Raw genomic sequence first — 14,894 nt, 5'->3', positions numbered from 1 at the left:
TTCGCGATGCTCAGCTATCGAATGGCGAAATCCCCTGGTCACCCGGCAACTACGCTGACCCTTGGGATCACGTCGAAGCGGCCATGGGTCTTTCCATTGGCGGTGAATGGGATGCTGCTGAGCGCGCTTATCGCTGGCTTGCAGAGCAGCAGCTAAGTGACGGCAGTTGGTGGGCGTCCTATCGCAACGGAGTGCCGGACAATCGCGAGCGCCGCGAAACTAATTTTGTTGCCTATGTAGCCACCGGTGTTTGGCATCACTATCTGATAAGCCAGAACCGTGAATTTCTCGCGGAGCTGTGGCCGGTAGTTGATTCAGCCATGGGTTTCGTTGTTTCTCGGCAGTCAGAGCATGGGGACATCGATTGGGCGGTAGACGAAGACGGCACGCCGCGCAGTGATGCCCTGATCACGGGCTGCAGCTCAATCTATAAGAGCCTGGAATGTGCGCACAATATCGCTGTGACTCTGGGCGAGGAGCGGCCAGGTTTTCTCGAGGCTCGCGGCGCGCTGGGAGATGCTCTGCGCACTCGTCCCGAGCGTTTTGATCGTACCTGGGAGAGCAAGTCCCGTTATTCCATGGATTGGTTCTATCCCGTACTCACCGGCGTTATCACCGGTGCAGCGGCACGTGAGCGTCTGGCGTCGCGGTGGACTGAGTTTGTAGAAGATGGCATGGGTTGTCGCTGTGTCGTCGAAGAGCCCTGGGTGACCGTTGCAGAGTCCTGCGAGTTGGTCATGGCTTTACTGGCAGCCGGTGATCATGCGCGCGCGGTGGAGCTGTATAGCTGGCTCCATCAGTGGCGCAGCGACGACGGCGATTACTGGACAGGCTATCAATTTGCAGAAGACCTGTTGTGGCCCGATGAGCGCCCCACGTGGACGGCTGGAGCCGTTTTGTTGGCCGCAGATGCGCTTACTCAGCATACCGCTGCAGCCCACCTTTTTACCCGCGTCGAACTCCTTGATAGCGCTACTGAAGCACCTGCCCGACGCGTCAAGTAAGACAGCGGGCGGCTCCTAGAGCCGTTCGAGAACCCGCAGGCTGTCCACGGATGCAATTTCTCTAAATAGTCCCGATGCCAAGGCAAGGCGATACACGGTAATAGGGGCCTGACCTCCCGTTTCTGATCCGGGGTAGACATCGTGGATCGCTAAGCGACCCTTTGATGCGATAAAGCCGACCCAGCTTCGATAATCCAGCAATGCCGCATCCAAGCTGTGGCCGCCATCGATGAAGACCAAGCCCAAGAGGCCTTGCCAGGTGCGCGCGAACTGCGCTGAGCTGCTAAGGATGGGAATCACCGTGTCATCCAAATTGGCTGCCGTTACGGTGCGACGAAAACTCGCCAGGGTACTGAAAGCGCCGGCATCATCGAGCAGCTGTGGATCATGGAACATCTCACCGGGCTGATGTTCTTCGGAGCCACGATGATGGTCCACGGCAAACAAGGCACTGCCCGCGGCTTTGCAGCCGAGGCCCAAATAGACGGTTGATTTGCCGCAGTAGCTGCCAATTTCTAAGGCGACGGCGCTATCTTGTAGCTCAGCAGCGCAGCGAAAAAGCGCCTCACCCTCGGCATGGGAGAGAAAGCCTTTAACGCCATCGATATCGATAGGAAGAGACAAATCAGGGAGTTGGGACACGCTTAACCGTTCAGTTTTGCCGGGGCGATGACACTACCGATACCGGCTGTCACTGGCAAGCTGTGGTCTGCGCTGGTTTTGGTCGTTATGCTGTAACTCCTCGCCCTGATCTGAGCGTCAAATGTGGTTCGCATAGCCTATAGCGCGCTGTTCATAGTGCTACTGCCGTTTATTGTGCTGCGCATGCTGCTGCGTTCACGCCGCGCGCCGGCTTATCGCCAACGTTTACTTGAGCGGTTTGGTTTTTTTTCTCCCCCAGAGGATGTCAGGCCTTGCCTGTGGGTTCATGCTGTTTCTTTGGGTGAGACCCTCGCCGCGCGACCCTTGGTGGAGCGCCTACTTAAGGAGTTCCCCCAGTATCGTCTGCTTGTAACGACCACCACACCCACCGGGTCTGCTCAGGTGCGACGACTGTTTGGCGACCGTGTTTTTCACGTGTATGCGCCTTGGGACACGCCCGGTGCGGTAAAGCGGTTCTTAAAGCGCGCACAGCCTGAACTATTGATCCTGATGGAGACCGAGCTATGGCCCAATTTGCTGCATTACAGTAAGTGCGCGGACTGTCAGATCTTGCTGGCCAATGGCCGTTTGTCCGCACGATCCGCCGCTGGTTATGCCCGGGTGGCGCTTACAACGCGGGAGATGTTGGACACGCTTGACTGGCTCGGTGCACAAAGCAGTGCTGATGCGGACCGTTTTCTACAGTTGGGGATGGATTCTGCGCGAATGAACGTGACCGGAAGCATCAAATTTGATGTGCATCTCGATGATGAGATACGGCAGGCTGTTCGCGAACTACGCGAGCAATGGGCGGTGTCCCAGCGCCCGGTGATCATCTTTGCCAGCACCCATGAAGGTGAGGAACAGCTCGCCCTGTCTAGCTTCGCGGCTTTTCGTGCGCAGCACGCAAATGCTCTTCTGCTCCTCGCTCCCAGGCATCCGGAGCGCTTTGACGCGGTTTTTGAGCTTTGCGCGAGCGCAGGATTGCGTGTTTCCCGTCGATCGCAATTAGCACCCGTGGATGCGAACACTGACCTAGTACTGCTGGATTCTTTAGGTGAGCTGTCTCAGTTGTTTGGTGCAGCAGACATTGCGGTCATCGGCGGGAGTTTCATTCCCAGGGGTGGTCATAATCCGCTGGAAGCAGCTGCCTGGGGTATGCCGATTCTCTGTGGGCCCTCGATGTTCAATTTTGAGGACATCACCTCAAGGCTCCGCGAGGCAGGTGCGCTACAACATTGCGCCGATGAGGGGCAGTTACTGGCGCAATTTGAGTTGCTGCTAGGGGATGAGAACGAAAACCGCCGCCGGGGAACGGCCGCGTTGACGGTACTCGAAAATAATCGAGGGGCGTTAGACGCGTTAGTTAATGGCGTTGGAGCCCTACTTACTGCCCATCGCTGAACTGGTTGGAGCTGCAGCAGTCTCCAGATAACTATCCAGTGTAATCACGTCCTCAGGGCTCAATAGTCCCGCTTGCTCCTTGAGCAGCAGCGTATTGACGATGTAGTCATAGCGGCTATTGGCATAATCCCGAAACGCAGAAAACAGCGTGTTTTGAGCATTCAGCACGTCCACAATATTCCGTGTACCGACTTCATACCCTGCCTGTGTGGCATCGAGCGCACTCTTGGACGATTTAATGCTCTGTTTGCGAGCCGCGACGCGAGCAACGTCGTTGACCACGGTCATGTGCAATGAGCGAGCATCGGTAACCGTCTGGCGAGTGAGGTTGATTCGCTCCTCTCTGGCCTGGTTGAATTGCTGCGCTGCACGACGACGTTCAGAGCTGACAGCGCCGCCCGTGTAGATCGGCACAGTAAGCTGCACGCCCAATAAAGTCTGCTGGCGCTCCTGCTCTGGGGGGAAGTTAAAAATACCTGCAGGATCCTGAAAACGCGTACCGTCGATCGCCGAATCCGTGTATTGCGCGGTGCCGCTAATTGTTGGCGCATGCGCCAGGCGTCGGGCCTTGGCATTCTGCCGGGCCGCTTCTTCTGCGTACTGCGAGGCTTTGAGGTTGAAGTTGTTCGCCAAGGCAAATTCAACCCAGGCGCTGCGATCCGCAGGTTCTGGCTTATTGACGTCAAAGGTCTCTACCAGCACATCCAGTGTGTCATGACCTTTTCCGGTCAGGACGCTCAGGTTTTCCAGCGCAACAGCGACGGAGTTTTCGTCTGAGATTCGATCAACCTGAGACAGGTCAAAGGCTGCTTGAGATTCGTAAACGTCCGTTATAGCGATCAGACCAACCTCGAAGCGCTGTTGGTTTTGCTCTAATTGACGACCAAAGGCCTCTTCTCGGGCGACGGATGCCCGCAAATTGTCCTGCGCACGCAAAACAGCGAGGTAGGCCTGAACGACGCGAACAATGAGGTTTTGCTGATTTGCGGCAAAAGTCGCTTCCACCTGCTTTGAAAGCTCTTTGCCCGACTGAAAAGAAAACCACGCGGGGAGGTCGAAGATCGACTGCTGGAGTGTCACTTGATAGGTTTCTATGTCCACATCGGTATTGTCAAAGGTGTTACCGATGACAGGAATACCGTTGTTGTCGAAGCCGATAATGCCCGGACTGGTGGTGTCGGTATCTGTGTTTTGGATACCAGCAGTGGCTGTGACCTGCGGGAGAAGCACCGAAAACGCGGCGTTCTCGTCCTCCAGGCCCGCCATATACTGGGCCTGCTGGGCCTTGAGTGTTGCATCGTTTTCCAGTGCTAGCTCGTAAATATCACGCAGTGACTCGGCGTTCGCCGCGGTAGCGGCTACCAGGGTCAGTGAGGCGAGGAAAACCTTGCCGGGGACATGCATAATGAAATCCTTGGGTATGCGGAATAAAACCGCGCAAATTTTACCAGTAATGACGACTACTTCGCAGTGCGCAATAGTGACTATTCCTTTGCCACACTAGGCAACAATCTTAGGTGGTACACTCGATTCAAGGCCAGCGACTCGCGTGCGACCCATCGCGTTTAAGCTGCAATTGATCGATTTTGTAGGCAGCTAAGCTGCTTATCGATGATAAATACGTGAAAAGCCAAGTTATTGGTTCACGGTAAAGCGTGTATTGGCGTTTGCCGAAAGAAGGTAGATTAAGACGCATCAAAGAATTGCAAAAACACCTGTGCGTAGATAAAGGTGACGAAGGAAAAGAGATAAGCGGTGATAAAAGGCCCCTACAAAGTCGATTTGCGCGCGTTGCATGCCCTCTGCGAGGCTAACTATGCGCGGATGTTACGCTTGTTTTCGGACTATGAAAGCTGCAATAGCAAACGATTCTCTGTCGATGGCGCCCAAGTGCGGTTTGACGTGATCGAGCGCAGCCGTTACACCACTCTTTTTTGTCTTAAGAGTTATCCGGTCGCGAGTACCGAAAGCCCGGATGACTCGGGTTTGACTTGGTTAACGCCTCTCGTGATGGAAGCTCGGGCCTACCACGACGCGGGAATGATCGAAGTCGTACGATTTCAGGCGGCCGGTAAGACTCAGGGGCGTTATGTATATCCCAACCCGTCCATGTATCAGCAGGACGAAAAGAATCAACAGAATAGCTTTCTTGCGGATTGGCTGTCGCACTGCCTGCATCATGGTCAGGCGGATTTGGCAGGTCTGCTAAACCCTGGGCCCCAGCACGCCTAAGGGCGACGTATTCATGCGCGATATCCAAAACAGTGTTTGTGAACTGAGTGTGCAGGGCGAGACTGTCCGTGTGGTTCAACTCACGGATACCCACCTGAAGACGCATGAGGGCGGCAAGCTGCTGGGTCTCGACACAGACTATTCATTACAGGCTATCGTCGACCTGGTGAACAAGGAATATCCCAAGCCTGACTGTGTGCTGGGCACGGGTGATCTTGCAGACTCTGGCTCGGAAGATGCGTACCGCAGGCTTATTGGCTATTTTGATCAAGTGAGCCCAGAGCATTTCTGGCTGCCGGGAAACCACGACCTTCGCGATGTCATGATCGAGGTTGGGGGGGCTGAGCGTGTTCCCGGTGAAATTCGCATGGGTGCTTGGCAGATTGTGATGCTCGACTCTCAGCTTCCCGGAGAAGTCGGCGGCCATTTGGGGCACTCGGAACTCCAGCGTCTCCAAGAGTGCCTCACCGCGGGCGCTGAAGCAGGCCTGCATACATTGATCTGCCTGCATCATCAGCCTGTTCCAGTGGGCTGCGAGTGGCTGGACGAGCAAATGGTGTCGGACGCCGATTCATTTTTCGAGATTCTTGCTCGCTATCCCCGGGTACGGGCCCTGCTTTGGGGCCATGTACATCAGGAGTTGGATCAGCAGCGGGAGGACTTACGTTTGCTATGTACCCCGTCTACCTGCGTACAGTTTCTTCCCCAGCAGATCGATTTTGCGGTGGATACTCGGGAGCCGGGCTATCGTTGGCTGGAGCTGGATGCCGACGGGAGCATCAGAACTGATGTCTCTCGCGCCGTATCGCAAGCCTTTCCCGTGGATAGAAAGGCTTCGGGCTACCTTTAAAGAGGGCTCGCGTGATTTTCGCACTTGCTTGATCGAGTGTGGCGACGTTTTTAGATCCTCCCGTGTACAATGCCGCGGTCTTCATAAGCAGGCGATTGTCACCGCAGTGAGCGATTATTCTTCTGAATCCATCGAGGTCCTTACGGGCCTTGAGCCGGTGCGCAAACGCCCCGGCATGTACACCGACACCACGCGCCCTAATCACCTGGCCCAGGAGATTATCGATAACAGTGTTGACGAAGCCTTGGCGGGATTCGCCCGGCAAATCGACGTGGTGTTGCATTCCGACGGTTCATTGTCCGGCAGTGATGACGGTCGCGGCATGCCTGTAGATATGCATCCGGAACAAAAGAAGCCTGGCGTAGAGGTCATTCTTTGCACTTTGCACGCCGGCGGTAAGTTCTCGGGCAAAAACTACCAGTTTAGCGGCGGGCTGCATGGTGTAGGTATTTCGGTTGTTAATGCGCTGTCGAAGCAGCTGACCGTTACGATCCGTCGCGATGGCGAAGTCCACGAGATGAGTTTTGCCGGCGGCGAGAAAACGTCGGAGCTCAAGGTGATTGGTACCTGCGGCAAGCGCAACACCGGCACCAATGTGCGTTTCACACCAGATCCCCAGTACTTCGATTCCATCAATTTTTCTGTGCCGCGACTTAGGCACGTGCTCCGGGCTAAAGCCGTGCTGTGCCCAGGGTTACGGGTGAGCTTCCTCGATGAAAAGAAGAACGAAAAAGAAGAGTGGTATTACGAAGATGGGCTAACGGACTATTTGCTTTCAGCTACCGATGGCTTTCCCACATTGCCCACCGATCCATTTACCGGTAGCTTCAGCGGTAGCACCGAGGCTGTTGACTGGGCTGTGCAGTGGCTGCCCGAGGGCGGTGAGCTGATTACTGAGTCCTACGTCAACCTGATTCCGACAGCGCAGGGCGGAACGCACGTCAATGGTCTACGCACGGGTCTGCTGGATGCTATGCGGGACTTTTGCGAGATTCGCTCCCTGTTACCCCGGGGCGTGAAGCTGGCGCCCGATGATATTTGGGAGCGCTGTAGTTATGTGCTTTCTTCCAAGCTCGAAGACCCACAGTTTTCGGGGCAGACCAAAGAGCGTCTGAGTTCTCGGCAGGCCGCTGCTTTTGTTGCCGGTGTCGCGAAAGATGCCTTCAGCCTTTGGCTGAATCAGCATACGACCGACGCCGAAGCACTGGCTGAGCTGTGCATCAACACGGCTCAACGGCGCCTGCGTAGTGCGAAAAAGGTCGTACGCAAAAAGATCAGTTCAGGTCCGGCCTTGCCCGGTAAACTCGCGGACTGTTCTGGCGAAGACATCTCTCGTACGGAACTGTTTTTGGTAGAGGGTGACTCCGCTGGCGGCAGTGCCAAGCAGGCAAGGGATCGAGAGATTCAAGCCATTTTGCCGCTGCGTGGAAAAATCCTCAACACTTGGGAAATAGACTCTCAGGAAATTCTGGCGTCCCAGGAAGTACACAATATTTCCATCGCGCTGGGTATTGATCCCGCTGACGATGACCTCTCCGGGCTACGCTACGGCAAGGTCTGCATTCTTGCTGATGCCGACTCCGACGGCCTGCACATCGCGACGCTTATCTGCGCCCTCTTTGTGCGGCATTTTCGGGCCTTAGTGACGGCAGGCCATGTTTATGTAGCGATGCCGCCGCTTTATCGCATTGATATTGGCAAAGAGGTTTTTTACGCCCTGGATGAGGCAGAGAAGCAAGGCGTTCTGGATCGTATCGAAGCGGAGAAAAAGCGCGGTAAGGTCAACGTGCAGCGCTTTAAGGGGCTGGGCGAGATGAACCCCTTGCAGCTGCGCGAGACGACGATGAGTCCGGATACGCGCCGTTTGGTGCAGCTGCGCCTGGAAGCAGGCGATGAGACCAATGAAATGCTCGATATGCTGCTTTCGAAGAAGCGCGCGGGGGATCGCAAGGCCTGGTTAGAGACCAAGGGTGATCTGGCTGAGGTGTTGTAGTGGTGGATGTACGCCTAACTCACTCGGGCCGCTGATCGTCTCACGACCAATATAGTGCATCCAGCACGGCTCCAACTTGAAGGCGGTTTTGTGAATTCAACGGTTCCGGGAGCAAATCATTGGCGCGTTCAAGATGTCGGTTCATTGTATTTCGGTGCAATCCAAGCACCTTCGCCGCTTGTGCAGCATTGGCGCCTTCGGCGAGATAGACTCGCAGGCTCTCTCTGACGTCTGCTGGCGCCTGACACAATCTTCCTAACGTCTCATTAGCAAACTGAGCAAAATCGATTTGCTGAAGCATCCGGTAAGCCAGTTTGATTTGATCGTAGGCAACAACGCGATGTTGTTGCTTGCTTTGGAGCATAATTTGCTGGGTAACTAACGCGCTCTGGTGGCTTTCTTTAAACCCTGACAACCCCTGCAATACCCGTCCAATAGCGATTTCAAAACCCTCTTTGACAACCGAGCTCAGAACATCAACCGTAACGGGTGCTGATAGCCAAAGCCAAGCGGTACTTGCTTTCGCCATAATGCGAAGGGGGCTAGTGCCCGATGCCGTGAGTTCGACCCGATCGGCAGCTGCCTCCAAAGCACCAGCTGAAACTTCTGGCTCTCGGCTCCAGATGATGATTGCCTGATGAGTCTGACCAAGGCGGTACCCGAGTTCATGCATTGCCATTTTCGGGTCCCGCACCGACCCCGACAAAATAGCCTTCGCGGCTTCGTATTGCCGATCTGAGGATTGATGGGCGTACTCAACGCGCTCATCTTCAATCATTTTGGCAAGCAACTCCACGCAACTCTGAGAGAACGTGTTTATGTGCTCGGATGAGAAGTCTAGCAGCGCTTCAAGCTCAGTCTTGGTGGAGCTTAGATTGAACGCGAGATGCATCCAGGCTCGCCAAGCAAGAATCTGGGCCGCGCGGTAGCCATTCAAAATGGTTTCCGGCGTTCCCTGACGGATCTGCTCACGGATCTGCAGTCGAATAGCCGGATCAACAAAAGGTTCGACCGGGACGTTTGGATCCCGCAGTACCGAATTTGCCCAGTGCATGACAGTCAGCATGTTATAGCGCCGGATTGCGGTTTCTGCTGCTGGATCATTCAGTGTATTAAAGCTGTCGATGACGGCGTCTTGTAATTGATCGCGCCATTTGGCCTCAGATGTGAGTAAGTGCTTCGCACCTTCCTGCATGAGGCTCAGTACCGTAGAGCGCATTGGGTCATTCTGCATTATTTAGGTTCTCTGTTTGTTCACAGTGTACATATCTAAATTAAGAGCCGGTGTTTATTCTGAGCACAATGAAACCATAGAAGACTAGCGACATGCCGAGTCCCGAAACACACATATTCGACGTTTTCATCATAGGCGCGGGGATTTCAGGCATAGGCTGCGCGTGTCATCTGGCGCGTGAGTTGCCAGAGAAAACCTGGGCTATTTTGGAAGCCCGGGAAGACCTCGGCGGGACCTGGGACCTGTTCAAATACCCGGGGATCCGCTCAGACTCTGATCTCCATACTTTTTCTTACGGGTTTAAGCCTTGGGCCAGCCCCAATGCGATCGCATCCGCTGGCGAAATCATGAGCTATCTCCGCGACGCTGCGGATGAATATGGCGTCAGCGACAAGATTAACTATCGCCACCAAGTGGTTAGCGCTGATTGGGATAGTCATACCGGTCTGTGGACCCTCGGCGTTCAAGGCCCCTGCGGTTTAATTCAAGCCAAGTGTCGGTGGGTCTTCTCGGCGACAGGTTACTACGACTACGAGGCAGCTTTTCGGCCCGAATTCTCGGGAGAGAGCAGCTTTGAAGGCGATGTCATTCACCCGCAATTTTGGCCAGAAAACTACGAATATGCCGGTAAACGTATCGCCATCATCGGTAGTGGGGCTACGGCTGTGACACTGCTCCCCGCGATGGCGAGCGAGGCAGCCCATGTCACACAGATACAGCGTACACCCGCATATATCTATCCGCTTCCGAAACAAGACGGCCTCGCGAAAGTCCTGAAGTCCTTTCTGACGCCCAAACAAGCCCATGCTGTCGTGCGCTGGAAAAACACCCGCTTACAGCGCTACTTTTACCTGTTCTGTCAGCGATTCCCCAAGCCGGCAAGACGCCTCATTCGGAAGGCAAACGCCAAGCGTCTTCCGAAAAATTACCCCATCGATACGCACTTCAATCCGCCCTACAACCCATGGGATCAGAGGCTTTGTGCCGCTCCTGATGGTGATTTTTTTGAGGCAATCAGGAGGGGCCGAGCGTCAATTATGACCGGCGACATCGATGAGTTTGAGGCTAAAGGTGTCCGCATGAAATCGGGTGAACTCGTCATTGCCGATACAGTTGTCGTCGCCACGGGGCTGAAGCTCAAAATGCTCGGTGGGATCCCGCTAGCGGTCGATGGGGAACTGGTTGATGTGCCATCTTGTCTGGTTTTTCGCGGGATGATGCTCAGCGATGTTCCCAACTTTGCCTTCGCTGTGGGATATACAAATTCCTCCTGGACCCTGAAGGTCGACATCCTGTGCAAATATCTCTGCAAACTGATGTCGGCGATGGATGACCAGCGCAAGACGACATGCGTCGCCAAGGCACCTGCAGCCACGCAAGAAACAAGGCCACTCCTCGATTTTGCCGCAGGCTATGTCAGGCGCTCAATTAAAGAACTGCCCAAGCAAGGCGCTGATTATCCCTGGGAAATGACCCTTGATTACATGGCCGATCTAAAGTCGCTACGAAATCGTTCGGTGCTGGACCCCGCGCTAACACTGAGCACAGCCGAAGTCACGAACCACCTCATAGGCGCAGAAGCAGCATGAAAGTCTCATTTAAAAACAAAACCTGTGTCATAACCGGTGCCGCTGGCGGCATTGGTCGTGAACTGGCGCTCGAACTTGCGCGGCGAGGAGCACGCCTGGCGATTTCTGACGTGGACAGCGAGGAGCTTGCCAAGACCGAGAGTGATGTCAGGGATCTTGGTGTGCAGGTACACGCCGCGCACCTCGATGTGGCTGACCATGCGTCGATCTACGCTTATGCAGAATCTGTTGAGGCTCACTTTGGAGAAGTACACCAGCTTTACAACAATGCGGGTGTTTCTGGGATGGGTGAGCTCACCGATATGTCTGAGGCGCTTATTCAGCGTGTGATCGATATAAATTTTCTCGGCGTCTTGCACGGCTGCAGGGCCTTTTTGCCTCTCCTCGAGAAATCTGGCAAGGGCGCGCTTGTCAATATATCCAGTCTGAATGGATTTGCAGGGATGCCGGGATTACCCGTGTATTGCGCCACCAAATTTGCCGTGCGCGGTCTTACCGAAGCCTTGCGCGCCGATGCGCTGCTACATGGCACGCCGATGCAGATCGTCTGTGTGCATCCGGGTGGCATCAAAACCAATATCGCCAGAGCGAATGTTGGGATGCTTTCTGAAGCGCCTCCCGAGACCCACGCACAGCGCTTAAGGCAACTGGATTTTTATGAAAACAAGCTGTTGACCTATCCGGCCGACAAAGCCGCACGAGATATTTTACGCGGCGTAGCCCGCGGCAAAAGCCGGATCGTTATTACACGCCAAGCAAAAATGCTCGACCGGATAAGTCGCCTTTTCCCAGCCGGGTATCTCAAGATTATGAACAAATACGTGCAACGCGAACTCGTAGTGCAAGATTGAGAGCCGCAAAGATTTTGTCATGATCTCAAGGCGATCAGTTTTACTGGGCGGTGGAGCGATGCTTGCTATGGCGGGTGGGGCTGCTTTGCTTCGTCTTTTATCAATGGCATCCGAGATTCGGGCGCCCCTGCTTTACGCATTTGGCCTGTACGAGTTTGCCAGCAGGATCTAGGTTCTTTCGGGCCAGGCAGCGGGGCAAGGTCTTTTTGACGCAGAGCGCGTCAAGGAGCAGTACCCCGAATGGGATGGCGAGCCAGTCATTAATCGCCCTATCCATGTGAAAGATCTGAGTGATCCCTCATCACGCGTCGTTACAACGCTCAACAATGACACGCTATCCACGTCGGCGGTGCTGGATCTGACGGTCGGCCCTGTCGAGGTCCTGGCACCGAGACCCTCGACAACATGTGGCTTGAATCGCTACCGCATGCGGACGTCACGCGCGTCGAGAACGCGGGGCACTTCATGCAGGAAGACGCGCATGCGGTGGTTATTCCCGCGTTACCGGAGTTTGTGGATGAGCTGCGATCCGCGCGAGGTGCCGACTAGGCGGCCTGAACGTCACACCACTCGCCTCTTGAAGTTGATGCGCTTGACCCTTTTATCAAAGAACGCCGTGGCTCATGCACTTGGGTTATAGCCCGATGCAAACTGCGCCATCAAGCGTTCCTTTTTTGAGGGCAGGACATTCAATTTGGCCAAGTCTCCATCTGACCAGGCCATCACACGCTTGTCCATCAGGGCGAACCACAGAGGCGGGATCAAGGCGATGGCAAACATCAGTGGATAGCCACTGGGCAGTTCCGGTAAGTCATCAAAACTCCGCAGACTTTGGTAGCGGCGAGTGGCGTTGGCGTGATGATCGGAATGACGTTGTAGATTGAACAAAATCAGGTTGGACATGATGTGATTCGAGTTCCAGGAGTGGTGTGGCTGGCACTGTTCGTAGCGCCCGTTCTCCAACTTTTTTCGTAGCAGTCCATAGTGCTCGACATAGTTCGCGCTGGTGAGAATCCCAAACCAGCCCCACAGTGCCTGTAGGAATAGGTAGGGCACCATGATCCAGCCAAAAGCCAGCAGTAAACTGCCGTAAAGCACGATCGTCATTAAGGTGGGTTGCAACACTTCGTTTTGCAGGGTCCAGGGTCCACCGCGGCCTTGGCGGGCCAGGCGGTTTTTCTCGGATGTCCATGCGCGGCGCACCGCATTGGGGATTTCCCCGGTCGCAAAGCCATAAATCGACTGACCCATTTTGGCGCTGGCCGGATCAATGGGGGTGGCGACATCAACATGGTGACCGCGATTGTGCTCGATGAGAAAGTGGCCGTAGCCCACTACCGCTAGAACAATTTTCGCCAGCCAGCGTTCTGTGGTGGTTTTCTTGTGCCCAAGTTCATGCCCGGTGTTTATGGCTAAGCCGTTGACCACGCCCACAGAGAGCGCCAGTCCAAGGACAGCGTGCCAGGGGAGGTTCTGGGTGCCAACAACGTAAGCCGTGTAAATCAGCGTGAAGTAATGGATGGGGACAGTGAGGTAGGTCAGCACTCTGTAATAACGGTCCGCTTCAAGCTGGGGTACGACTTCCTCCGGAGGGTTGCTCTTGTCGGTGGGAAGCAGGTGATCAACAACGGGTACCAGGCAGTACCACACGATTAGGGTTCCCCAAAACCAAACCATCTGACCAGAGCTTGCTGCCAGCCAGCAGGAGATCGCAGGCATTAGCGGCCAGAAGAGTGAGAGGGACCATAACCAGCGGCGACGATCTGTATAAGTGATGGTCTGGCCATCAGCACTCAGAGCCTGGAGCGACATAGCGGGATCCTTTCTTAGAATTATTCAGCCGAATAAGCATGACACAACCCTATTTTTGTAGTCCAATTCATTAAATGCGCAAAATTAATGAATTTTTGTCATGGCTGAATCCCTCCGACAACTCAGACATGTTCTTGCTCTTTGCGAGCATCGAAACTATCGGCGTGCCGCCGAATCTCTCGGCCTGACCCAATCCGCACTGTCGGTGAGTATTCGCCGTCTTGAAGATGACTACGGGGTAGCCCTGTTTGAGCGGGGGCAAAGCGGGGTGCATGCCACGGAGTTTGGGGAGATTATCGCTCGCACTGCGCGGACGACGCTGGGCAACATCGATCAGGCCCGGCGAGAGGTAGACCTTTTGAGTAACCTCAACAGCGGACGGGTGGTGATCGGCTCGGACCCATGGATGGCGGACAGAATCGTGGCTCCCGCTCTCGCGCGCTTATTGCGCAAATATCCCAAGCTGCGTTTCCGCCTGCGCACCCACGGCTGGGATGAACTGCAGGAGGACCTGCTCGCGCGCAACGTTGATGTCTACGTGGGTTCCCGTTTGGAAAATGTGCATTCAGGTATTCATACGCAGTCTTTTGCTCTGTCCTCTCCCGTTATTATTTGCCGGCGAGAGCATCCCTTAACGCGCCTGCCAGCGCTGCATATCGCGGACGTTTTGCCCTACCCACTTGTCGTACCTAAACTCCCGGGGTGGTATCTCGATTGGCTGGGAGAGCAGTACAGTACGACCCACTCCAGCGAAGAGTTGCACGACCTGTTTTTACGCGCCGACGATTTAACCGTTATTCGCCAGATCGTGCGCGAAACCGACGCCGTCACCGCAAGCTTGTTCAATACGTTTCCACCCGACCTGTCGTCAGCGGACTTCTCCATGCTGCATATCGCGGATTTGTCACACATTGCCTCGCCGGGCGTTATTGCAACACTCTCAGATAGGCCCGTACCCGTGGCCCTGCAGGGCTTTATCGACGAGGTGTTGTTGCAGATCGAGAGTCTCGGCGCCATGACTTGATGACCGATGCCTGCGTTTTAACAACACTTGATTTGGTCGACTGGATCAACATTACTTGGCCAGCCCCTGGGACAACAGTGTGCAGCAACGACTCGAGTAAATCCGCACGGACCTTCCGCCCTCGCGTCCATAGATGGCGTCGCTCAGATGCTGATAGACAAGCTTGCCTAAGATCACCGACACTGCAAACCACCGATCTAAAGCAGAGGCATGAAGTAGTAGTGAGCACTTACATTATTCTGCTCAGAGGTATCAATGT

The 14,894-nt window shown here is 54.9% G+C and carries 13 protein-coding genes and 1 pseudogene; 10 read left to right on the top strand and 4 right to left on the bottom strand.

What is annotated here, in order from left to right:
- Positions 1-1,004 (top strand): prenyltransferase (locus tag ACI9KD_RS14750; RefSeq protein WP_414981938.1); only part of this gene is annotated, 1,004 nt, incomplete at its 5' end.
- Positions 1,005-1,019: 15 nt separating this feature from the next.
- Here ACI9KD_RS14750 and ACI9KD_RS14745 read toward each other — a convergent pair.
- Positions 1,020-1,646 (bottom strand): class I SAM-dependent methyltransferase, encoded by a 627-nt coding sequence (locus ACI9KD_RS14745; RefSeq protein WP_414981937.1) that lies wholly within the window; start codon positions 1,644-1,646, stop codon positions 1,020-1,022.
- A gap of 123 nt (positions 1,647-1,769) precedes the next feature.
- On the opposite strand from ACI9KD_RS14745, the gene waaA reads away from it, so the two are divergent.
- Positions 1,770-3,050, top strand: coding sequence for a lipid IV(A) 3-deoxy-D-manno-octulosonic acid transferase (waaA, locus tag ACI9KD_RS14740; RefSeq protein ID WP_414981936.1), 1,281 nt, complete (start codon positions 1,770-1,772; stop codon positions 3,048-3,050).
- On the opposite strand, the gene ACI9KD_RS14735 is transcribed toward waaA, so the two are convergent.
- Complete coding sequence (locus ACI9KD_RS14735) at positions 3,030-4,454, bottom strand: TolC family outer membrane protein (protein ID WP_414981935.1); 1,425 nt, start codon at positions 4,452-4,454, stop codon at positions 3,030-3,032. The two genes, waaA and ACI9KD_RS14735, sit on opposite strands and share 21 nt — an antisense overlap.
- Positions 4,455-4,805: 351 nt before the next feature.
- Here ACI9KD_RS14735 and ACI9KD_RS14730 point away from each other — a divergent pair, with 351 nt between their 5' ends.
- The 3 genes from ACI9KD_RS14730 (at position 4,806) to parE (ending at position 8,125) form a co-directional block, all read left to right on the top strand.
- Positions 4,806-5,282 (top strand): DUF1249 domain-containing protein, encoded by a 477-nt coding sequence (locus ACI9KD_RS14730; RefSeq protein WP_414981934.1) that lies wholly within the window; start codon positions 4,806-4,808, stop codon positions 5,280-5,282.
- A gap of 13 nt (positions 5,283-5,295) precedes the next feature.
- Complete coding sequence (cpdA, locus tag ACI9KD_RS14725) at positions 5,296-6,132, top strand: 3',5'-cyclic-AMP phosphodiesterase (protein ID WP_414981933.1); 837 nt, start codon at positions 5,296-5,298, stop codon at positions 6,130-6,132.
- Positions 6,133-6,238: 106 nt separating this feature from the next.
- Positions 6,239-8,125: a DNA topoisomerase IV subunit B gene (gene parE, locus ACI9KD_RS14720; RefSeq protein ID WP_414981932.1), complete on the top strand. Its 1,887-nt coding sequence runs from the start codon at positions 6,239-6,241 to the stop codon at positions 8,123-8,125.
- 40 nt (positions 8,126-8,165) lie between these two features.
- Here parE and ACI9KD_RS14715 read toward each other — a convergent pair whose 3' ends face one another.
- A complete protein-coding gene (locus tag ACI9KD_RS14715; RefSeq protein WP_414981931.1) occupies positions 8,166-9,359 on the bottom strand; it encodes a PucR family transcriptional regulator in 1,194 nt (397 codons plus the stop codon).
- A 92-nt stretch (positions 9,360-9,451) separates the two neighbouring features.
- Between ACI9KD_RS14715 and ACI9KD_RS14710 the strand changes: the two genes are divergently transcribed.
- The 4 genes and pseudogenes from ACI9KD_RS14710 (at position 9,452) to ACI9KD_RS14695 (ending at position 12,348) form a co-directional block, all read left to right on the top strand.
- Positions 9,452-10,948 (top strand): flavin-containing monooxygenase, encoded by a 1,497-nt coding sequence (locus ACI9KD_RS14710; protein ID WP_414981930.1) that lies wholly within the window; start codon positions 9,452-9,454, stop codon positions 10,946-10,948.
- The gene (locus ACI9KD_RS14705) at positions 10,945-11,799 is read left to right on the top strand and encodes an SDR family NAD(P)-dependent oxidoreductase (RefSeq protein WP_414981929.1); all 855 of its coding nucleotides are present in this window, start codon (positions 10,945-10,947) and stop codon (positions 11,797-11,799) included. The genes ACI9KD_RS14710 and ACI9KD_RS14705 overlap by 4 nt, the downstream gene beginning before the upstream one ends.
- A 259-nt stretch (positions 11,800-12,058) precedes the next feature.
- Positions 12,059-12,184, top strand: a pseudogene (locus tag ACI9KD_RS14700) (DUF1254 domain-containing protein); the annotation flags it as partial.
- Between the two features lie 20 nt (positions 12,185-12,204).
- Positions 12,205-12,348, top strand: a complete 144-nt coding sequence (locus ACI9KD_RS14695; protein ID WP_414981928.1) for a hypothetical protein — start codon at positions 12,205-12,207, stop codon at positions 12,346-12,348.
- A 72-nt stretch (positions 12,349-12,420) separates the two neighbouring features.
- Here ACI9KD_RS14695 and ACI9KD_RS14690 read toward each other — a convergent pair whose 3' ends face one another.
- Positions 12,421-13,611, bottom strand: coding sequence for an alkane 1-monooxygenase (locus tag ACI9KD_RS14690; RefSeq protein ID WP_414981927.1), 1,191 nt, complete (start codon positions 13,609-13,611; stop codon positions 12,421-12,423).
- Between the two features lie 100 nt (positions 13,612-13,711).
- Between ACI9KD_RS14690 and ACI9KD_RS14685 the strand changes: the two genes are divergently transcribed.
- Positions 13,712-14,635 (top strand): LysR substrate-binding domain-containing protein, encoded by a 924-nt coding sequence (locus ACI9KD_RS14685; protein ID WP_414981926.1) that lies wholly within the window; start codon positions 13,712-13,714, stop codon positions 14,633-14,635.
- The last annotated feature ends 259 nt before the right edge of the window (positions 14,636-14,894 follow it).

The organism is Congregibacter sp. (assembly GCF_047617445.1).
In the GTDB taxonomy this organism is placed as follows: Bacteria; Pseudomonadota; Gammaproteobacteria; order Pseudomonadales; family Halieaceae; genus Congregibacter.
The sequence above is the reverse complement of the archived record's forward strand: the minus strand, read 5'-3'. Positions and strand labels throughout refer to the sequence as shown.

Bases quoted from the DNA above. Each gene is read 5' to 3' on its own strand.
- ACI9KD_RS14735 (WP_414981935.1), bottom strand. From the start codon at position 4,454: ATGCATGTCCCCGGCAAGGTTTTCCTCGCCTCACTGACCCTGGTAGCC.
- cpdA (WP_414981933.1), top strand. From the start codon at position 5,296: ATGCGCGATATCCAAAACAGTGTTTGTGAACTGAGTGTGCAGGGCGAG.
- ACI9KD_RS14715 (WP_414981931.1), bottom strand. From the start codon at position 9,359: ATGCAGAATGACCCAATGCGCTCTACGGTACTGAGCCTCATGCAGGAA.
- ACI9KD_RS14710 (WP_414981930.1), top strand. From the start codon at position 9,452: ATGCCGAGTCCCGAAACACACATATTCGACGTTTTCATCATAGGCGCG.
- ACI9KD_RS14705 (WP_414981929.1), top strand. From the start codon at position 10,945: ATGAAAGTCTCATTTAAAAACAAAACCTGTGTCATAACCGGTGCCGCT.
- ACI9KD_RS14695 (WP_414981928.1), top strand. From the start codon at position 12,205: ATGTGGCTTGAATCGCTACCGCATGCGGACGTCACGCGCGTCGAGAAC.
- ACI9KD_RS14690 (WP_414981927.1), bottom strand. From the start codon at position 13,611: ATGTCGCTCCAGGCTCTGAGTGCTGATGGCCAGACCATCACTTATACA.
- ACI9KD_RS14685 (WP_414981926.1), top strand. From the start codon at position 13,712: ATGGCTGAATCCCTCCGACAACTCAGACATGTTCTTGCTCTTTGCGAG.